The following is an 18885-nucleotide window of genomic DNA, read 5'->3' on the forward strand; positions in this document are numbered from 1 at the left end:
AGAAGCAGTCGGCGGGGCCGACAACCATGGGAGGAACTACAGCATGAAGAAACTACTCGTCTTAGGCGCCCTAGCGGCAATGCTCGCCTCGGGCACGGCGCTGGCCGACACCAGCGGCAAGAAGATCGCCTTCTCCAACAATTACGCCGGCAATTCGTGGCGCCAGGCGATGCTCGACAGCTACGGCATCGTCACCAAGAAGGCGGTCGAGGACAAGATCGTCGGCGCGGCCGATATCTTCACCACCGCCGACAAGGAAGTGCCGACCCAGGCAGCGCAGGTGCAGAACCTGATCCTGCAGGGCTATGACGCCATCGTCATCAACGCGGCGTCGCCGGATGCGCTCAACGGCGCCATCAAGCAGGCTTGCGATGCCGGGATCGTCGTCGTCTCCTTCGACGGCACCGTGACCGAACCCTGCGCCTACCGCGTCGTCGTCGACTTCAAGGACATGGGCAAGCAGGAAGTCGAGCAGATGGCCAAGTTCCAGCCCAAGGGCGGCAATCTGCTGGAAATTCGCGGCCTGGCCGGCACCTCGATCGACGATGCCATCCATGCCGGCATCCTCGAAGGCGTTGCCGCGCATCCCGAGTTCAAGATCGTCGGTTCAGTTACCGGTGACTGGGACCAGACGACGGCGCAGAAGGCGGTCGCGACCATCCTGCCGTCGCTGCCCGACATCGTGGGCATCGTCGACCAGGGCGGTGACGGCTATGGCGCCGCACAAGCCTTCGCCGCCGCCGGCAAGCCCCGCCCGACCATCATCATGGGCAACCGCCAGGACGAGCTGAAGTGGTGGAAGGAGCAGAAGGACAAGGACGGCTACCAGACCTGGTCGGCCTCGATCGCGCCCGGCGTCTCGTCGCTGGCCTTCTGGGTGGCGCAACAGGTACTCGACGGCCGTACCGACATCCCGCACGATCTGCTGGTGCCGTATCTGGCCTTCACCCAGGACGACTTCGAGACCGAGCTGCCGAAGATCAAGGAGGGCGGCGTCGCCACCCACGAATACAGCCAGGAAGACGCCATCGCGGCGATCAAAGCCAACATCAAGTGATCGCAGGCCGGTTGCCGTCCGCATCGCCAACCGGATATCGTTGAGCATGCTCAAGGCGAATACCGACATCATCAGACTGAACGGCGCCGAAAAACATTTCGGCGCCGTTCGGGCGCTTAACGGCGTCGACTTTCATGCCGGCGCCGGTGAATGCGTCGGGCTGGTCGGCCATAATGGCGCTGGCAAGTCGACGCTGATGCATATGGTGGCCGGCACACTGCGGCCCGATGGCGGCCAGATCGCGGTGCGCGGCAATGCCGAAACCGACTACTCGGTGGCGCGCGCGCTCACGCTCGGCATACGCTGCGTGTTCCAGGAGCTGTCGCTGTGCCCAAACCTCAGCATCGCCGAGAACACGCGCATCAATCATCCGGCACTGACCGGCTTCGGCTGGCGGCGCAAGGCAGCGGATCTGATCGCCGCCAAGCTGGACGAAATCTTTCCGGATCATGGCATTTCTGCGGATGACATTGCCGGCGACCTGTCCATCGGCCGGCGGCAGATGGTCGAGGTGGCGCGCGCCTTCACGGTGACGCGCGATCCGCTCGACCTTGTCATCCTCGACGAGCCGACTTCCTCGCTCGATGCGCACACGGCGGGCCAGTTGCTGGCCTTCGTGCGCCGCTTCGTCGCCGCCGGCGGCAGCTGCATCCTGATCTCGCATGTGCTGGGTGAGGTGCTGCAAAATGCCGATCGCATTGTGGTGATGCGCGACGGCAAGGTGGTCGCCGCCGATGCGGCAAAGGCGTTCGACCGCGACCGGCTGGTCGCGACGATGGGTGGCGCGGAAGCGCGGGAGAAAATTGCAGCGGAGATCGCCGCCGCCAGACCAGCGGCCGGCCCGGTCAGGGTGCGGGCACGGCCGGCGCGGCAAGAGGATGGCAAAGAGCTCGTTGCGCGTGCCGGTGAAATCATCGGCCTTGCCGGGCTCGCCGGCCATGGCCAGACCGACCTGTTGCTGGCGATTTTTGCCGCTGCATCACGTGCAAAGACGGGCGTCGAGGTCACTGCGCCGGTGGCGCTGGTGGCCGGCGACCGCCAGTCGGATGGTATCTTCCCGCAATGGTCGATTGCGGAAAATATCGGCATCCGCTCACTGGCGCGGTTGCGCAAAGGGCTGCTGATCTCGCCGCTGCGCGAGGCTGAGCTCGCCGAATTCTGGAAGCAGAAGATCGGCATCCGCACACCAGATATGACCAACAACATCTTTTCGCTGTCCGGCGGCAACCAGCAGAAGGCGCTGTTTGCCCGGGCGCTGGGCTCGGATGCGCAGATCGTGCTGATGGACGACCCGATGCGCGGCGTCGACATCGGCACCAAGCTCGAGGTCTACGACCTCGTGCGCGAGGAAGCGGCCAAGGGCCGGACCTTCCTCTGGTACACCACCGAGACCGAAGAGCTCGACAATTGCGACCACATCCATGTCTTCAAGAACGGCCGCATCGTCGCCAATCTCACACGCGACGAGCTGACGGAGGAAAAGATCATCCAGTCCTCATTCGGCGACGCGGCCTGAGATGACGGCAATCGCTCCCGGCACTACTTCCTCGCCGCGCAGCAGCGCCGCCCGCGCACGCCTGCTGCGCAGCCTGTTGCCGGCTTTGTCGCTGGCGCTGGTGCTGATCGCCATCGCCTGGCTCAATCCGCGCGCCATCAGCTATTTCGGCTTCAGCCTGATGCTGAACCTGGCGATCCCGATCGCGCTGGCGACGATCGCGCAGATGTTCGTCATTGCCGGCAATGAGCTCGACCTGTCGATCGGTACCTTTGTCGGTTTCGTCGGCTGCGTCACCGCGACATGGCTGAAGGATGCGCCACTGATCGGCGTGGCTATCCTCCTGGGGTCCATCGGCGTCTATGCGCTGCTCGGGGCGCTGATCCATCTGCGCAACCTGCCGTCGATCGTGGTGACGCTGGGCATGAGCTTCGTCTGGCAGGGACTGGCCATCCTGGTCCTGCCGAAACCCGGCGGCAAGGCGCCGGACTGGCTGCTGGCGCTGATGTCCTTCAACCCGCCCTTCATTCCGTTCCCGATCATCGCCGCGCTGGTGATCGCGGCGGCGGTGCATTTCGGCCTGATGCGGACTTCCTATGGCGTCATCCTGCGCGGCTCCGGTGGCAATCCGGCCGCACTTCGGCGCGCTGGCTGGTCGCTGCTCCGGACCAAGATCGTGCTGTTTGCACTGACCGGCCTCTTCGGTGTGCTGTCCGGCATGGCGCTGATCGGCATCACCACTTCGGCCGATGCCAATATCGGCAACGGCTATACGCTGCTGGCGATTGCCGGCGTCATTCTCGGCGGCGGCGAATTCGTCGGCGGCCGGGTGTCGCCGATAGGGGCCGTGCTCGGCGCACTGACGCTGGCGCTCGCGGCCTCGCCGCTGCTCACCTTCATGCACATTCCGCCGGACTGGCAGGTCGCCGCCAACGGCGCCATCCTGATCATCGTGCTGGCGGCTCGCGTCCTGATCAGCCGCAGGGAGAGGTAGTGATGACGCTGGTGAAGACGCTCGCTGCCAAACCCTGGATCTGGTCCTTCCTCGGCGCGTTGCTGGTCTGGCTGGCAACCATCGCCTTCACCGGCGGCTATGGCGCCGGCGGCATGGTCACGGCCGCACTGTCGCTGGCCGTCTTCACCGTCATCGTCGGCGTCGGCCAGATGTTCGTCATCACGCTTGGCCCCGGCAATGTCGACCTGTCGCTGCCGGCCAATATCGGACTCGCCAGCGCCGTCGCCATGAAGGTTATGGATGGCAGCGATTCCATGATCGTTGTTGGGCTGCTGGCGGCGCTCGCCTGCGGTGCGGCGATCGGAGCCGTCAACTATCTGCTGATCTGGGCGCTCAGGATTCCGCCAATCATCGCCACGCTGTCGGCCAGCTTCATCATCCAGTCGATCGACATCAGCTATGGACGCGGCCTGCAGATCAAGCCGCCGCCGGGCTTTGCCGATTTTGCCAACTGGCAGGTGCTGGGCATCCCGGTGCTGGCGATCCTCACCGTGCTGTTCACCATAGGCGCGGCTATCGCCCTGCAGCGCATGATCTATGGCCGCTCGGTGCTGGCGATCGGCCAGAACATCCGTGCCGCATGGCTGGCCGGCGTCAATGTCGGCCGCATCCGCTTCCTCACCTACACGCTGTCGGGCACGCTGGGCGGTCTCGATGGCGCGCTGCTTGCCGGCTATTTCCGCGGCGCCAATGTCGACATCGGCAACGAGTATCTGCTGGCCTCGATCGCCGTCGTCGTCATCGGCGGCACCTCGGTTGCCGGCGGCAAGGCCAATGTGCCCGGCGTCTGGGGCGCGGCCCTGTTTCTGGTGCTGCTGTTGACGATGCTCAACACATTCGGCGTCAGCGCCGGCGTGCGCCTCTTGCTGACCGGGCTGATCATCGTCGGCGTCATCACCGTGGCCGGTGGCGAGAAGGCCCTGCGATAATCGCGCCAAATTTGACCATGTGGACAAAAGTCCGCACCCGTTCCATAGTTCGGTGTCTAAAGCCCGTCGCGCTGAAACGGATTCAGGCGACGCGCTTTAAGTTTTTGTTTTGGTGCATGTCGTTGTCTCAAAACCGGAACCACTTTTGAGCGACATGCACTGTTCAGAACAGTCGGCTCGACATGGCTGTCAAACAGAGGGGCACTAGATGGAAAACCGAAAAAACAAATCGCAATCGACCGGCCTGTCGCGGCGCGACGTGCTGGAACTCGGCGCACTCGGCCTGGTTGCCGCCATGTTGCCGGGCGCAGCGTTGGCCAAGGACAAGAAACTGAAGGTGGCGGCGATCTTTGCCACGCCGATCGAGGAGCCGTGGGACAACCAGATCCACGTCGCCTTGCAGAAGGCCGAGAAGGAACTCGGCATCGAATACAAATGGTCGGAAAAGGTGCAGACCGCCGATTTCAGCCGCGTCATGCGCGAATATGCGCAAGGCGGCTACCAGCTGGTGCTGGGCGACGCCTTCGCAGCCGAGCGTGAATCGCGGAAGACAGCCAAGCAGTTCCCGAAGACCGCCTGGCTGTTCGGCTCCGGCGCCGGGCCTGCCGACCCCAATTTCGGCGTCTTCGACAACTGGATCCACGAGCCCGCCTATCTCTCCGGCATGATCGCCGGCAAGATGTCGAAATCGGGCACGATTGGCGCCGTCGCGGCGATGGGCATTCCCGAAGTAAACCGGCTGGTCAACGCCTTCTTTGCCGGCGCCAAGGAGGTCAATCCCAACGTCAAGAAGAAGGTCGCCTTCATCGGCTCGTTCTTCGATCCGCCAAAGGCGAAGGAAGCGGCCGTCGCCCAGATCGATGCCGGCGTCGACGTCATCTATGCCGAGCGCTTCGGCGTCATCGAGGCGGCGGTGGACAAGAAGATCCTCGCCATCTCCAACATGTCCGACCAGTCCAGCCTCGGCCCCGACACGGTCATCACCGGCCCGGTCTGGGACATGTATCCGACGGTCGAGCAGGCGATCAAGCTGGTCAAGGCGGGCGTCTTCACCGCGCAGGACTATGGCGATTTCTCGCGCATGGCCAAGGGCGGCTCGTTCCTGGCGCCCTACCACAAATTCGACAAGACGTTGCCGGTCGAAGTGAAGGATCTGGTCGAGAAGAAGAAGGCGGAGATCCTGGAAGGCAATTTCCGCGTGGATGTCGACGAGAACACGCCGGTTTCGGATTAGGCTGCTTCGAGGGGTTGGCGCTTGTCGCACCCCCCTCTGTCCTGCCGGACATCTCCCCCGCAAGGGGGGAGATTGGCAGCTTCGCCGCTGGCGATATTGATCGCGGGTGGAGATTGGCGAAAGCCGACGTGACATCCAATCTCCCCCCTTGCGGGGGAGATGGCCGGCAGGCCAGAGGGGTGTGACGGGCACGCCCTCGCAGTTCAGGAGCACCCTTGTCCGCCCCTCTCATTGAAATGCGCGGCATCACCAAGAGCTTCGGCGCCGTCAAGGCGAACGAGGCGGTCGATCTCAGTGTGGCGCCCGGCGAAATCCTCGGGCTGCTCGGCGAAAATGGCGCCGGCAAGACGACATTGATGAACGTGCTGTTCGGCGCCTATGCGCCGGATGCCGGCGAGATTCTGATCCAGGGCAAGCCGGTACGGATCACCAGTTCAGCCGATGCGCTGGCCGCCGGCATCGGCATGGTACACCAGCATTTTCATCTGGCGCCGCGGCTGACGGTGCTGGAAAACCTGCTGATCGGCATTTCCGGCAAATCCGGCCGCATCGATCGCGCGGGTGGACTTGCCCGGTTGTCCGACATCAGCAGCCAGCATGGATTGACGCTCGACCCTGATTTGCCGGTCTCGGCGCTGTCGGTCGGCGAGCAGCAGCGGCTTGAAATCGTCAAGGCGCTGTTTCGCGGCGCGAGGCTGTTGATCCTCGACGAGCCGACCGCGGTGCTGGCGCCAAGCGAGGTCGATGGGCTGTTTTCGGCGCTGCGTTCTATGGCGGCGCAAGGCCTCGGCATCATCTTCATCTCGCACAAGCTGAACGAGGTGCGGGCGCTGACGCATCGCTGCACCGTGCTGCGGCATGGCCGGGTCGCCGGCCGGGTCGATGACCCCGCCAACACGACGTCGGCTGCAATGGCTGAGCTGATGTGCGGCCATGAGATCGTGCCGCCGGCGAGAGGTCCGTCGACGCCGGGCGCTGATGTGCTGACGCTCGCCGGCATCTCCACCTCGCGGCACTCGGGTACGCCGCTGCGCGATATCTCGCTTGCCGTTCGCGCCGGCGAAATCCTCGGCATTGCCGGCGTCTCCGGCAACGGCCAGCGTGCGCTGGCCGAGGTGATTTCCGGTACACGGGTGCCTGACGCAGGCTCGATGACGATAGCCGGCAAAACAGTGACAAGGTTCTCGCCGCGCGAGGTGCAGGCACTTGGGCTCGGCCGCATCCCGGAAGACCGCATGACGACGGGGCTGGTGACCAATTTGCCGCTCGCCGATTCCATGGTGCTGCCGCGTATCGGCACCGCGGCGTTCAGCAGCAAGGGCCTGCTCAAGCCCGACGCGATCCGCGCTTTCGCCGAGGTGCAGATCAAGGCCTATGATATCAGATGCCCCGGGCCAATGACGCGCGCCGGCGCGTTGTCGGGCGGCAATCTGCAGAAGGCGCTCCTGGCTCGCGAGCTGGCCTTCGACCCGAAGGTGCTGATCGTCTCGCAGCCGACACGCGGCCTCGACATCGGTGCGGCCCGTTTCATCCACGAAAAGTTCCTCGACATGCGCGCCAGGGGCTGCGGCATCATCGTCATCGGCGAAGATCTGGAAGAACTGCTGGTGCTCTGCGACCGCATCGCGGTGATGTATGAGGGCCGCATCGCCGGCACTTTGGACAGCGCCGATGCGACCATTGCACGGCTGGGGCTGCTGATGACCGGGGCCGAGGGCCATAGCTGATGTTCCGCCTGGAAGTCCGGACCTCGACCCCCGCCTGGCTCAATCTGACGCTGCCGATTTTGGCGATCGCGGCCACGCTGGTCCTGTGCAGCGGCCTGATCGCATTGGCCGGAGCCGGTGTGCTCGAAGCCTACGGCGTGATGCTGTCGGCCTCGTTCGGCGACAGCTACGCCATCACCGAAACGCTGGTCCGCGCGGCCCCGATGATCTTCACCGGGCTAGCGGTCGCCGTCGCCTTCCGGGCCAAATTCTGGAATATCGGCGCCGAAGGGCAATTGCTGGCCGGCGCCGTCGCCAGCTGCTTCGTCGGCGCCATACCGATGCCGGGCGCACTCGCAATCCTGTTGATGGCGCTGGCGGGCGCGGCGGCCGGTGCTGCGGTGGCGCTGGTGCCTGCGACGCTGCGGGTCAAATTCAAGGTCGATGACGTCGTCAGTTCGCTGCTGCTCAACTCGGTCATCTATTACGCGCTGATGGCGCTGATCGAGGGGCCGTGGAAGGATAGCTTCAGCGGTTATCCGATCTCGCCGCCGATCGAGGATTCGGCGAATTTCCCGGTGCTGCTGGAAGGCACGCGGCTGCATCTCGGCGTTATCGCGGCACTGATCGCAGCGCCCCTGATCTGGTTCCTGATCGTGCGCACCACGCTCGGCTTCCGCATCCGGGTCACCGGAGAAAGCCCGGAAGCCGCCCGCTATGGCGGCATCCATGTCGAACGCGTGCTGCTCTCGACCGCCCTGCTTTCCGGCGCGCTGGCGGGGCTTGCCGGTGTCGGCGAGGTCGGCGGCGTGCATTTCCAGGTGATGAGCGACATCTCGCCGGGCTATGGCTATTCCGGCATCGTCGTTGCCATGCTGGCCAGGCTCAACCCGCTCGGCGTCGTCCCGGCGGCGATCTTCCTAGCCGCCGTAATGACCGGCGCCGAGGCGATGTCGCGCGCGACAGGCGTTCCGGCCTTCCTCAGTGATGTCATCCAGGGCACGGCGCTGCTGGCCATGCTGGTGGCGCTGCTGTTCACAGCCTATCGCATCCGCCGTGTCGGAGCTGCCCAATGAGCGCGGTGTTTGAGCAAATCTTTCAGGTCGGCTTCCTCGCCGCCATCATCCGCATCGCCACGCCGCTCGCCTTTGCCACGCTGGGCGAAATGTTCTCCGAGCGGGCCGGCGTGCTCAATCTCGGCATCGAAGGCATCATGCTGCTCTGCGCGATGACCGGCTTCACCGCCGCCAGCCTCAGCGGCAGCCTGTGGCTCGGCATATTGGCGGCGGTGCTGGCCGGCATGCTGATGGGGGCGCTGCATGCGCTGTTCACCGTGGCGCTGGGCTTGAGCCAGCATGTCTGCGGCATCGGCGTCACCTTGTTCTCTTCAGGCCTTGCCTATTTCCTCTACCGGCTGATCTTCGGCCAGCAATCGGTGCCGCCGAGCATCAAGGGATTCGCCACCTTGCCGATCCCGCTGCTCTCGGACATACCGGTGCTCGGGCCTGCCGTGTTCAACCAGTTTGCGTTGGTCTACATGGCAATCATCGCCATCCCGCTTGCCGCTTTCGTGCTCTATCGTACGCCCTGGGGACTGTCCGTGCGCATGGTTGGCGAAAATCCGCGCGCCGCCGACTCCGCCGGCGTCAGCGTCATTGCCACGCGCTTCCAGGCGGTCATCCTCGGCGGTGCCTTGATGGGGCTGGCCGGCGCCTTCCTGTCGATGGCGCAATTCAACGCTTTCACCTTCGGCGTCGTGTCGGGCCGTGGCTGGGTGGCGATCGCGCTGGTCGTGTTCGGCCGCTGGGACCCATGGCGTTCGGCCGGTGCGGCCCTTTTGTTCGCCTTTGTCGACGCCCTGCAGTTGCGCATGCAGGCAAGCGGCCTCGGGCACATCCCTTACGAAGCGTTCCTGATGCTGCCGTTCATCTTCACCATCGTGGCGATGGCGGTGATGTCGCGCAATGCCGTTGCGCCGTCAGCGTTGCTGAAGCCGTTTCGAAGAGAGGAGCGATAGGCGAGCAGGACTTAGCGCCTTTCCTCTCCCTCCGGAGGGGGGAGAGGTGGCGCTGCGAAGCAGCGACGGAGTGGGGGAACCACCTGGCAACCGTCGCCAACGGATGCGCATTAATCTTCCTGCACCGCGCCAGTGGTCGACCCCCACTCCGTCGAGCTGCGCTCGACACCTCTCCCCCGATCGACGGGGGAGAGGAAGGGTACCAAGCCGTCCTCACATCGCCGTAAAGCCATTGTCCACGAACAGGTGAGCGCCATTAACGAAGCTGGACTCATCGCTGGCGAGATACAACGCAGCCTTCGCCACTTCCTCCGGTTCGCCGATCCTGCCCTGCTGGGCGGCCAGCGCGGCGTCCGACACATCGACGCCGAGTTTGCCGAGATCGGCCACCTCGCGCAGGCCGTGCGGCGTGCGGATGAAGCCGGGGCAGACGGCGTTGCAGCGGATGTTGCGGTCGCGGAACTCGACGGCGATCGCCCGCGCGAACATATGGCAGGCGCCCTTGGTGGTGTCGTAGAGCACCTCCATCGGCGTCGCCGCAACCGCCGAGATCGATGAGGTGCAGACGATCGAACCGCCGCCGGCGGCGATCATGCCGGGCAGCACGGCGCGGGTCATCAGGAACATGGAGCGGACATTGACGGCATGCAGCCAGTCCCATTCCTGCGCCGTCGTCTCCAGGAACGGCTTTATCACGATGGTGCCAGCATGGTTGAACAGAACGGTGATAGGTCCGAGTTTTTCGGTCGCGGCCTTCACTGCCGCCTCGACCTGCGCTTCATCGGACACATCGGCGACGAAATGCTCGGCCACGTGCCCTCGTGAGCGTATCGCGGCTGCTGTCGCGGCAGCCGCCTCGCCATTGCGGTCGATGATCGCCACCTTGGCGCCTTCGGCCGCAAACAGCTCCGACGCCGCCCCGCCCATACCCGTCGCGCCACCCGATATGATGGCGACCTTGCCGGCCAGTCTTCCACCCATAGTTTCTTCTCCCATTCCCGATCAATGCCCGGCTTCGACGTTGGAATGACGATGCTATCCCCGATGCGAACGCCGGCCAAGCCGACCTGCGGGTTGTCGCCAATGTCCGCCGCATAGCAAAGCTGAACCAACTTTTTGCATCATTTGAGAAAATTGTTCTGCAAATCGCCGAAAAATAGCACTCGACAAAGTCTACTGATTTTATAGATTAATCCGCAAGACGGAGGTCGATATGTCCTATATCCAGAACGCCGAGACGGATCGCACCAGCCAGAGGCTGGCCAATACCCCGAGTTTCCGCCCGGCCTATGCAGGCGCTTTCGCCTATCTCGTCTTTGCCCTTGCGTTTGTGTTCACCGGGGCAGTCGTGCTCGGCCTTATTCCCTGAGCATCAGGCCGAAAGGGTGGCGACCTAACGCCTTCAGGTAACCGGAGTTGAAGAACCGAACGCGGATGCGCTTTGGCGCGGACGCTTTGTTTTTGCGCATGTCGTTGTCCCAAAACCGGGCCCGCTTTCAGGCGACATGCATCCAACGTGATGGAGGAGATGGCAATGCCGATCGAGTTCACGCATGTTCCCGGTAAAACGCATGCCGACGACGCCGGCTCGGCCGTACCTTTCTTCTATGATTTCGTCGAGACGGCGACAAAGCTGTCGCTGATCGAGGATTCCGGTTTCCAGAAGATCGTCGTCGACGACCCGGCTGGTCTGCTGACCAATATGGACATTGCCGCCCAGGCGCTGGACCGCACCGCGGCGCTGGAAGTGGTGCTGACGCATTGGGCCGGCGTGATCGCTCCCGCCGTTGCGGCGCGGCAGCTGGCGGCGCTCGACGCCAGGAGCGGCGGCCGGCTGTCCCTGAGGATGCTGAGCGAGCCGCTGGATGACGACGATGCCGAGACGCGCCCTGTCGGCCACACCGTGGTCTGGCAGCGCATCGACGAATATCTGGTGCTATTGAAGCGGCTGTGGTCGAACGACCGGCCATTCGACCATGAAGGCGCCTTCTACAGCATCAAGGGCGGCTACGTGCCTCGCAAGGGGCCGCATGGCGTCGGTGTGACCATCCGCATGGGTGGCCAGTCCGGAACGGCGCTGAAGGTCGCCGGCCGCCATGCCGACGTCTTCGAACTGTCGCCGGGTTCGCTGGACGAGATCCGCCAATTGATGGAGCGGGCGCGCAGCGCTGCCGCCGAACATGGCCGCGCCGGCAGGCTGCGTTTTGCGCTTCCGGTTCGAATTCGTGCCGAAGGCGATGCGTCTGTGGCCGGCCACAAGGCGATCGAGCTTTCCGGACCGCCGGCGCAGATCGCCCTGTCGCTGTTGCCTTATGCGGCGCTGGGCATCGGCGAATTCATGATCGTCGGCGTCGACAGGCCGAGGAAGATTGCCAGCATCGGCCGCGAGACGATCGCGCTCTTGCGCAATTCGCTGGCACGCCGCGATGCCGAGACGCCGCAGCCCGGTGCGTTTGCGGCGCGGACGGGTGAAGACATTCACGCTGCGCGGTGACCTGCAACAAGGCAGGTTTCTAGCCTGCCTTCCCACTCAGCCGCGCCAGCGCGTCAAGGACGGCGCTTGAATCGGTCAGCGCGCCGAAAACGCCGTCCTCCACCGTTACCATATGCAGCGCTGCTTCATGCGCATATTGGTCGCCGCTCGCACACGCATCGCTGATCGTCAGGCACTGGAAATTGCGGTCGCAGGCCTCGCGCAGCGTGGTGTGGACGCAGACATCGGTCGTGCAGCCGGAAAACATCAGATGGGTGATGCCTCGCGCCCGCAGCACCAGCTCCAGATCGGTGTAGGTAAAGGCGCTGTTGCAGGTCTTGTCGACGATGATGTCGTGCGGCGCCACGTCGATATCGGCGACGATCTGGAAGCCGGGGCCGCAGCGCAGCAGCATGTCGGTGCCTTCGAGGCCCGCCCGCCTGCGGCGCCATTGCTCATAAGGCGTCATGTCGACCATGTCGCCCCGGTAGCCTTGTCTGGCGTGGATGATGGTAAGGCCGGCCGACCGCGCGGCCGCGATCAGCCGGTTGACGGTCGGCAGGATGGCGCGCAGCGGCGCGGGGTCATAACCCTTCCTGGCGAAATAGCCTGTCGGCGACAGGAAATCCTCCTGCAGGTCGATGACCAGCAGCGCGGTGTTTGCAGGCACCAGCCGGCCGTCGTAGGGGAAATCGAACGGTGTCGCCTTGATCATCGCCGCATGCCTCAGTTGCTGCCCGGCATCGTGGCCCAGCAGCACCGCCGCCGTCTATCCCTCATCGCGCCAACGACCGTTAGCCAAAAAGCCGTCTTGTTTGTTGACTCGCAAACTCATGTTTTATAGTCAAGCGAGGGGGATACCGCCCGAATTGTTTTCCAGAGGCTGTGCCGCGTTTGAGACAAAGCCAGAATCCGTGGCTGGGCTTTTCGGGTCGAGATGGGGGTATTTGCGATCCCGTCACCGGCCAGCCCCATCGGTTGCATGCAATGATGAAGCGAGGACGAAGCGTGTCCAGAAATGGTTTGTTGGCGGCGCTGGCCGCGATCATGCTGTCGGCCGGCAGCGTTGCTGCGCAAGAGCAGCCGGCCACCCAACCTCGGGTGACAACGGAACCGGCCGCAACCGCCCAGCCGGCGCCGGCCTCGCCGCCAGCGGCGGAGGAACAGGCGGCACCGACTGCGCCTGTCGTGCCACCAGCCGCCGGGCAAGTCGCGCCGGCCGCACCACTGCCGACCACCGAGCCCGGTGCGCCCGCGCAGGCCGAGCCTTCCGCCATTTCGTTGGCCCTGCCGCACGATCTGTCGCCGTGGGGCATGTTCATGGCCGCCGACATCATCGTCAAGGCGGTGATGATCGGGCTAGCCTTCGCCTCCCTCGTCACCTGGACGGTGTGGTTGGCCAAGTCGCTGGAAATCCTGTTCGGCAAGCTCGGCGCGCGGCGCGCGGCGCACGCCATCGGCAATGCCGCGACGCTGCGACAGGCCGGGCGCGCGCTTGGCAACAGTGATGGCCCCGGCGCGCTCCTGGTGCAGGCGGCCGAGGAAGAGGCCGCGCTTTCGGCGGGCGCGCTCGACCACGTGACCGGCGATGGGCTGAAGGAACGCGTGACGTCGCGCCTGTCGCGCATCGAGGCGGCGGCGGCGCGGCGCATGTCGCGCGGCACCGGCGTGCTGGCGACGATCGGCTCGACGGCGCCCTTCGTCGGCCTGTTCGGCACCGTCTGGGGCATCATGAACGCCTTCATCGGCATCTCGCAGGCGCAGACCACCAATCTCGCCGTCGTCGCCCCCGGCATCGCCGAGGCGCTGCTGGCGACCGCGATGGGGCTGGTCGCGGCCATACCTGCTGTCGTCATCTACAACGTCTTTGCGCGCTCCATATCCGGCTACCGGCAGATCCTCGCCGATGCCTCGGCCGGCGTCGAACGGCTGGTCAGCCGCGACCTCGATTTCCGCACGGTGCCGCAGGCGGCAGCACTGGCGGCGGAGTGATGAGCCATGGCGGCTAGAATTCGCGAGAACATCGACGGCGATCTCGAGGAAAACCACGAGATCAACGTGACGCCGTTCATCGACGTCATCCTGGTGCTGCTGATCATCTTCATGGTTGCCGCGCCTTTGGCGACGGTCGACGTCAATGTCGACCTGCCGGGCTCGACCGCGACGCCGGCGCCGCGGCCGGAAGCGCCGCTGTTCCTGACGTTGAAGGACGATCTGACGCTGGCGATCGGCAATGACAGCGTTCCCCGCCAAGCCTTCGCGGCTGTGCTCGACGGCAAGACAAAGGGCGACAAGCAGACCCGCATCTTCCTGCGCGCCGACAAGGCGGTCGGCTATGGCGAGTTGATGGAGGTGATGAATCTCCTGCGCGGCGCCGGCTACCTGAAGATCGCGCTGGTCGGACTGGAGACGGAGCCGGAGGCACCCGCGCCGCCGCCGCAAGGCTCCGCCTCATGACGCATCTGGCTGCCGCCGTTACCATGGCCGATCCGCCGCGCACTGGCGCGCGCGAGATCGGTTTGTGGACGGCTGCGGCCATTCTCGTTGTCGGCGCGCATGTCGCGATCGCCTATGCCGTGCAGAACTTCAGCCTGGCCAACGAGATGGATGGCGGCCCACCGCCGGCGGTGGCGATCGAGCTGTCGCCGATGATGGTCTCGCCGGCAGTGCCTGAGGACACGATGGCCGACGTCGTGTCGCCCGAGCCGCCGAACCAGGTCGAGGAGACGGTCGTCGACGCAAAACCCGTGGTGGAGCCGGACGTCAATAAGCCCGAGCCGGTCACCGAGGAGGCCGAAGAGGTCCAGCCGGACGAGACCACGCCAGTTGAGACGGCGGCGGCCGAGCAGCCCGACCAGTCGCCGCCGCTGGACGAGGTGGTGCCCGACATCGTCCCGGCCATTGCGCCCGACGTGGTCATTCCGCTGCCGCAGGCGAAGCCGAAAGAAGACAATCCGGTGGAGGAAAGGACCGCCGGGATGGCGAAGAAGCCGGTCGAAAAACCTGGACAGCGCCCGAAGAACGACAAGAAGGAAAAGGCGGCGCGGGCGAAGGCGGTGATGACGGCCAGCGTCGATGCAAAGCCGGCTGCCAAAGCATCTACGCCGAAGGCGTCGCAGTCGAGATCGCGATCCGGCGACGCCGACAGATGGAACGCCTCGCTGCGGTCATGGATCCAGCGGCGCACGCACTACCCGAGCGCGGCAAGGCCGAGGCGGGCCGAGGGCACCGTCAATGTCAGCTTCGTCGTCAACGCTTCAGGCCGAGTGATCTCCGCCCGGCTGGCGCGCTCTTCGGGCGACGCGGATCTCGACCGCGCCGCGCTCAGCGTCCTGCAAGGCGCCACGGTGCCGACGCCGCCGCCCGACAAGGTCGGCGCCGTGGTTGCGCCGATCGTGTTCAGTTTGAGGGATTAAGATGCGTCGTCCGGGCGGGGATTTAGGTCTGGTCAAGGGAGCCGCTTCGCAAGGCTGGAGCAGTAGATCCCGGGCGGCGGGGTTGGTGGGAGCCCGGAGGTATCCAGAATTGCGCCACGTCATTGCTTAAAGCAGTGATCGCGATGCCATTGCAGAAAATGAGGATGGGGGCGTTCGACCGGTCGGCGAGGCGGAAGCGCACGACCGGTTTTGTTAACGAACGCCCGCACGCTATCATGGTCATTGACCTGTCGCGAGATCAGGATTTCCAGGTCATCACTCAGACCGATCAGCCCACGATCGAACATCCAATGCGCAGTGCCGGAGAGTGCAATCCCGTTACTGACAATGTCCGGGCCACTCGCTTCGACAGGCCGAATATGGGCGGCAGCAACCTCTGCACGGCCACGGCCGTTTATTAGCTTAAGCCCCGTGATCGCACAGCGTTCGTCATAAGCGCGTAAGACAATGCGACGGAAAACGCGGTCACGCAGCAGCCTTGATCCGATATAGGCGACGCGGTCACGGCTCTGCTCGAACTGGAACGGAACCCGCTCCTCTTCGAACTCAAAGGACGTGCCGATTTCATCGACGCGCGGCAGCAGCGGCTCGCTCTGGTCCAATCCCAAATCGACAATTCGGTCGAAGTCGCTTGGACTGAGTGGACGAACCGCCGATTGGGTGCGGCCAGAAATCTGCCCTTCATAGTTGAGCAAACCTCGCTCCACGAGTCCTTCCGCCCCGCTGAACGAAACCGGGTTGACGAAATCGAGGTAACTCGCTGGTTCGATCAGAGCGAGATACATGCCCTGGACCGTAGGATCGGGGATGACCTGCTGGACCTTGGCCATCGCGAAATAACCACGTGTGTCCGCTACCTTCCGAGGCTCGTAGTATATGATCCAATCGCCGACACATGCTTCGACGCGACGTAGGTACTGGCTCGGGAACTGATATTGCTCAGCCGGGCTGTCGTCGTAGATCGAATCTGAGCGATGAATGAAAATCCCGAATCCCATAGACGTTCAATACTGCAATCTTTGAAAATTCGCATTACGCCTTGGCGTCGGCGGTTACCATCTTGTTGCCGCAGAAAGTCTGGACCCTGTTGAAGTCGTTACGCCAACGGCCGATGTTTACCCGCCAGAAGCTACGCCGCCCTCGGAACGCCCACCAAGCGCAGCCATTCCTTTACCCTATCGACACCAACCCACCCCCATCCTCGCCAGATTTACGCCACCTTAGGCTCATACCCCCATCCTGCCCCCAACACTCTGCCAAGGGGAAACATCGTGCTCAAGGCGGTTCTGCAGCTGCTGCCGGGTCGGTTCATGGATGTGCGCATGCGCGTGTCCGATGGCTATGAGACGCGTGTCGTGGAGCGGCCGGGGCGGTGGATGGGGGCGGCGGAGCTGGAGCGGCTTGCCCAGGATTTGCGGCTGGTGGCGTCGACGACGCTGAAGGCGGGCAGCCTGACCTATGGGGTGTTTTCTGGCGACCGCAGCCGGCTGGAACATTCCGTCATCACCATCGTCTATAGGCGTGGCGACGGGCGGCCGATCGCCTTCAACGCGCTGGCGCTGATGGAGATTTCGCTCGCCGGCAAGCCCTATGAGGTGCTGCATCTCGGCCTGGTCATGGTCGACCCGGACGAGCGCAGCCGGGGCCTGAGTTGGGTTCTCTACGGCCTCACCTGCTTCCTGATGTTTTTGCGCAACCAGCTGCGGCCGATCTGGATTTCCAACGTCACCCAGGTGCCGGCCGTCGTCGGGATGGTCGCCGAAGCCTTCAGCAATGTGTTTCCCGGGCCGCATGCCGGCGCTCGGCGCTCGCTCACCCATGTGCTTCTGGCGCGGCAGATCATGGCGCGTCACCGCCATGTCTTCGGCGTCGGTCCCGAAGCTGGTTTCGACGAAGAGCGCTTCGTCATCACCAATGCCTATACCGGCGGCTCGGACGATCTGAAAAAGACATTCGACGAAGCGGCCAAGCACCGCGACGAGACCTTCAACGCATTCTGCCAGAAAGAGCTCGACTACGGGCGCGGCGACGATGTGCTGCAGATCGGCCAGATGAGCTTCCAGTCCGCGCGCACCTATCTCGCCGACACGGTGCCGCGCGGCTCGCTTTCCGCCCTTGCCGTGGCGGGTGCGGCCGCCACGTTGCAGCGTCTGGTGCTGCCGGTTGTTCACTGGGCCGACTCCAGCCGCCAATGGAATGTGCTGAGACCATGGACACGCTGATGCCAGCGACGTCCTCCGTCTGCGCTTTGCGCCTTGTGGCCGGCCGATGAAGCTCGACGATACGCTCATCGCCGACACCATGACTTCGCTGGCTGCGCTGGCGGGGCTGCTGATCGTCATCTCGGTGGTGGGCGCACGCGACACCGGCGATCCCTTGTCGCGGCGCTTCCTGTTCGGGCTGAGGGTCTTGGCGGTGCTGGTCGCCTGCCGCATTCTCGACTGGACCACCGGCCTAGCCCTCTTCCGCTTCGTCACCATCGCCGCGGCCGGCTTGCTGCCGCTGGCGGCGCTGCTGCTGACCGAGGGCCTGCTGCGCCGGCATGCGCCGTTTGCGCTCAAATTCTTTGCCGCCGGCGGCGCAGGGCTGTTCTTCCTGCTGGCACTGATTCCCGATCGCTTCTCTGAGCCCTGGCGGATGGCGGTGCTTCTGCTCTTCCAGTTCGGTGGTTTTCTCGCCATCGGCTGGCTGGTGATGACACGTGATCGCGACAGCCTGTCGGCGGCCGAGAACCGCACAGTGGAGCGCATGGCGCTGTCGCTGTTGTTGATCCTCCCGTTCATGGTCACCGACTATCGGCCCGGCCTGTTCGAAGTGCCGGTGCGGCTCGGTGGCATCGCCATCCTGTTCCTGTGCTGGCTGACGATCGGTCTCGGCCGCGCCAGCCTTGGCCATCGCGACACGATCGGCGCCTTTGCCGTCATCGCACTGAGCTCGGTGTTTGCCGGGCTGGCGCTGGGCGGCATCGACGATCTCGGCTGGCGCGGCAGCGTGCAGGGCGTGGTGATCGTGCTTTCGGCGACGCTGCTGGCCGTCATCTACAATGACAGCGTCAGCCTCACCGCCGAAAAGCGCCGTGAGTCGCTGCTGAAGCATATGGCCGAGGGCGATCTCACCGATTCGGCGCGCTTCCTGCGGGGGCTGCAGCACCATATCCTTGTCGACGGCGCGCTGATCCTGAGGGACGCCGACCTCGGCGATTTCGACCTCAAGGTGCTGGCCCGGGCGCTGGAGCAGGAGCCGGTGCGTTCCGTCGCCGATGTGCAGCCGGATGCGCCTGTCGACCAGGACATACGCGAGCAGCTGGCCTGGCTGTTCGAGAAATACGAAGCGACACATGTTCTGCTGGCGACGCTCGAACCGTTGACCGTGGTGGCGCTCAACATGCCGGCGTTGGCCTCGTCGCCGGGGCTGGAGATGGAGCTGCGCGCCGTCCAGCGCATGGCGATGCTGATCTCGCAGCGGGAGCTAAAGGGCTGACCGCTTTCGGGACATAAGGCCGCCGTTTTGCGCCGGCCTTAT

Annotated in this window: 18 protein-coding genes; 15 read left to right on the plus strand and 3 right to left on the minus strand. The window is 64.5% G+C overall.

The annotated features are described in order from the left end of the window. Nucleotides 1-43 precede the first annotated feature (43 nt). The 8 genes from ACWTU9_RS28930 (at nucleotide 44) to ACWTU9_RS28965 (ending at nucleotide 9453) form a co-directional block, all read left to right on the plus strand. Nucleotides 44-1057 (plus strand): substrate-binding domain-containing protein, encoded by a 1014-nt coding sequence (locus tag ACWTU9_RS28930; protein WP_455861303.1) that lies wholly within the window; start codon nucleotides 44-46, stop codon nucleotides 1055-1057. 46 nt (nucleotides 1058-1103) lie between these two features. Then, nucleotides 1104-2573, plus strand: coding sequence for a sugar ABC transporter ATP-binding protein (locus tag ACWTU9_RS28935; RefSeq protein ID WP_455861304.1), 1470 nt, complete (start codon nucleotides 1104-1106; stop codon nucleotides 2571-2573). A 1-nt stretch (nucleotide 2574) separates the two neighbouring features. Then, nucleotides 2575-3546, plus strand: coding sequence for an ABC transporter permease (locus ACWTU9_RS28940; RefSeq protein WP_455861305.1), 972 nt, complete (start codon nucleotides 2575-2577; stop codon nucleotides 3544-3546). A 2-nt stretch (nucleotides 3547-3548) separates the two neighbouring features. Continuing rightward, nucleotides 3549-4496: an ABC transporter permease gene (locus tag ACWTU9_RS28945; protein ID WP_455861306.1), complete on the plus strand. Its 948-nt coding sequence runs from the start codon at nucleotides 3549-3551 to the stop codon at nucleotides 4494-4496. A gap of 208 nt (nucleotides 4497-4704) precedes the next feature. Next, complete coding sequence (locus tag ACWTU9_RS28950) at nucleotides 4705-5730, plus strand: BMP family protein (protein ID WP_455861307.1); 1026 nt, start codon at nucleotides 4705-4707, stop codon at nucleotides 5728-5730. Between the two features lie 215 nt (nucleotides 5731-5945). Then, a complete protein-coding gene (locus ACWTU9_RS28955; protein WP_455861308.1) occupies nucleotides 5946-7457 on the plus strand; it encodes an ABC transporter ATP-binding protein in 1512 nt (503 codons plus the stop codon). Beyond that, complete coding sequence (locus ACWTU9_RS28960; protein WP_455861309.1) at nucleotides 7457-8512, plus strand: ABC transporter permease; 1056 nt, start codon at nucleotides 7457-7459, stop codon at nucleotides 8510-8512. Before ACWTU9_RS28955 ends, ACWTU9_RS28960 begins: the two co-directional genes overlap by 1 nt. After that, nucleotides 8509-9453 (plus strand): ABC transporter permease, encoded by a 945-nt coding sequence (locus ACWTU9_RS28965; RefSeq protein WP_455861310.1) that lies wholly within the window; start codon nucleotides 8509-8511, stop codon nucleotides 9451-9453. The genes ACWTU9_RS28960 and ACWTU9_RS28965 overlap by 4 nt, the downstream gene beginning before the upstream one ends. Before the next feature lie 213 nt (nucleotides 9454-9666). Here the strand turns inward: ACWTU9_RS28965 and ACWTU9_RS28970 are convergent, their stop codons facing one another. Beyond that, complete coding sequence (locus ACWTU9_RS28970) at nucleotides 9667-10434, minus strand: SDR family NAD(P)-dependent oxidoreductase (RefSeq protein ID WP_455861311.1); 768 nt, start codon at nucleotides 10432-10434, stop codon at nucleotides 9667-9669. 232 nt (nucleotides 10435-10666) lie between these two features. Between ACWTU9_RS28970 and ACWTU9_RS28975 the strand changes: the two genes are divergently transcribed. Together ACWTU9_RS28975 and ACWTU9_RS28980 are read left to right on the plus strand one after the other, a co-directional pair. After that, nucleotides 10667-10822: a hypothetical protein gene (locus tag ACWTU9_RS28975; RefSeq protein ID WP_454577658.1), complete on the plus strand. Its 156-nt coding sequence runs from the start codon at nucleotides 10667-10669 to the stop codon at nucleotides 10820-10822. A 165-nt stretch (nucleotides 10823-10987) separates the two neighbouring features. Beyond that, nucleotides 10988-11947, plus strand: coding sequence for an LLM class flavin-dependent oxidoreductase (locus ACWTU9_RS28980; protein WP_455861312.1), 960 nt, complete (start codon nucleotides 10988-10990; stop codon nucleotides 11945-11947). Between the two features lie 19 nt (nucleotides 11948-11966). Here ACWTU9_RS28980 and ACWTU9_RS28985 read toward each other — a convergent pair whose 3' ends face one another. Beyond that, nucleotides 11967-12641, minus strand: a complete 675-nt coding sequence (locus ACWTU9_RS28985) for a cysteine hydrolase family protein (protein ID WP_455861342.1) — start codon at nucleotides 12639-12641, stop codon at nucleotides 11967-11969. A gap of 293 nt (nucleotides 12642-12934) precedes the next feature. On the opposite strand from ACWTU9_RS28985, the gene exbB reads away from it, so the two are divergent. Genes exbB through ACWTU9_RS29000 form a run of 3 tightly spaced genes read left to right on the plus strand, consistent with a single transcriptional unit; the run spans nucleotide 12935 to nucleotide 15342 of the window. Then, complete coding sequence (gene exbB / locus ACWTU9_RS28990; protein ID WP_455861313.1) at nucleotides 12935-13918, plus strand: tonB-system energizer ExbB; 984 nt, start codon at nucleotides 12935-12937, stop codon at nucleotides 13916-13918. 6 nt (nucleotides 13919-13924) lie between these two features. Then, a complete protein-coding gene (gene exbD, locus ACWTU9_RS28995) occupies nucleotides 13925-14383 on the plus strand; it encodes a TonB system transport protein ExbD (RefSeq protein ID WP_455861314.1) in 459 nt (152 codons plus the stop codon). Next, nucleotides 14380-15342 (plus strand): TonB family protein, encoded by a 963-nt coding sequence (locus ACWTU9_RS29000; protein WP_455861315.1) that lies wholly within the window; start codon nucleotides 14380-14382, stop codon nucleotides 15340-15342. Before exbD ends, ACWTU9_RS29000 begins: the two co-directional genes overlap by 4 nt. A gap of 119 nt (nucleotides 15343-15461) precedes the next feature. On the opposite strand, the gene ACWTU9_RS29005 is transcribed toward ACWTU9_RS29000, so the two are convergent. Then, a complete protein-coding gene (locus ACWTU9_RS29005) occupies nucleotides 15462-16361 on the minus strand; it encodes an HNH endonuclease (RefSeq protein ID WP_455861316.1) in 900 nt (299 codons plus the stop codon). 273 nt (nucleotides 16362-16634) lie between these two features. Between ACWTU9_RS29005 and ACWTU9_RS29010 the strand changes: the two genes are divergently transcribed. Together ACWTU9_RS29010 and ACWTU9_RS29015 are read left to right on the plus strand one after the other, a co-directional pair. Then, a complete protein-coding gene (locus ACWTU9_RS29010; RefSeq protein WP_455861317.1) occupies nucleotides 16635-17585 on the plus strand; it encodes a hypothetical protein in 951 nt (316 codons plus the stop codon). Between the two features lie 46 nt (nucleotides 17586-17631). Then, on the plus strand, nucleotides 17632-18843 hold the full coding sequence (locus tag ACWTU9_RS29015) for a hypothetical protein (protein WP_455861318.1): 1212 nt from the start codon (nucleotides 17632-17634) through the stop codon (nucleotides 18841-18843). Nucleotides 18844-18885 lie beyond the last annotated feature (42 nt).

This window comes from Mesorhizobium sp. 128a (assembly GCF_053848025.1).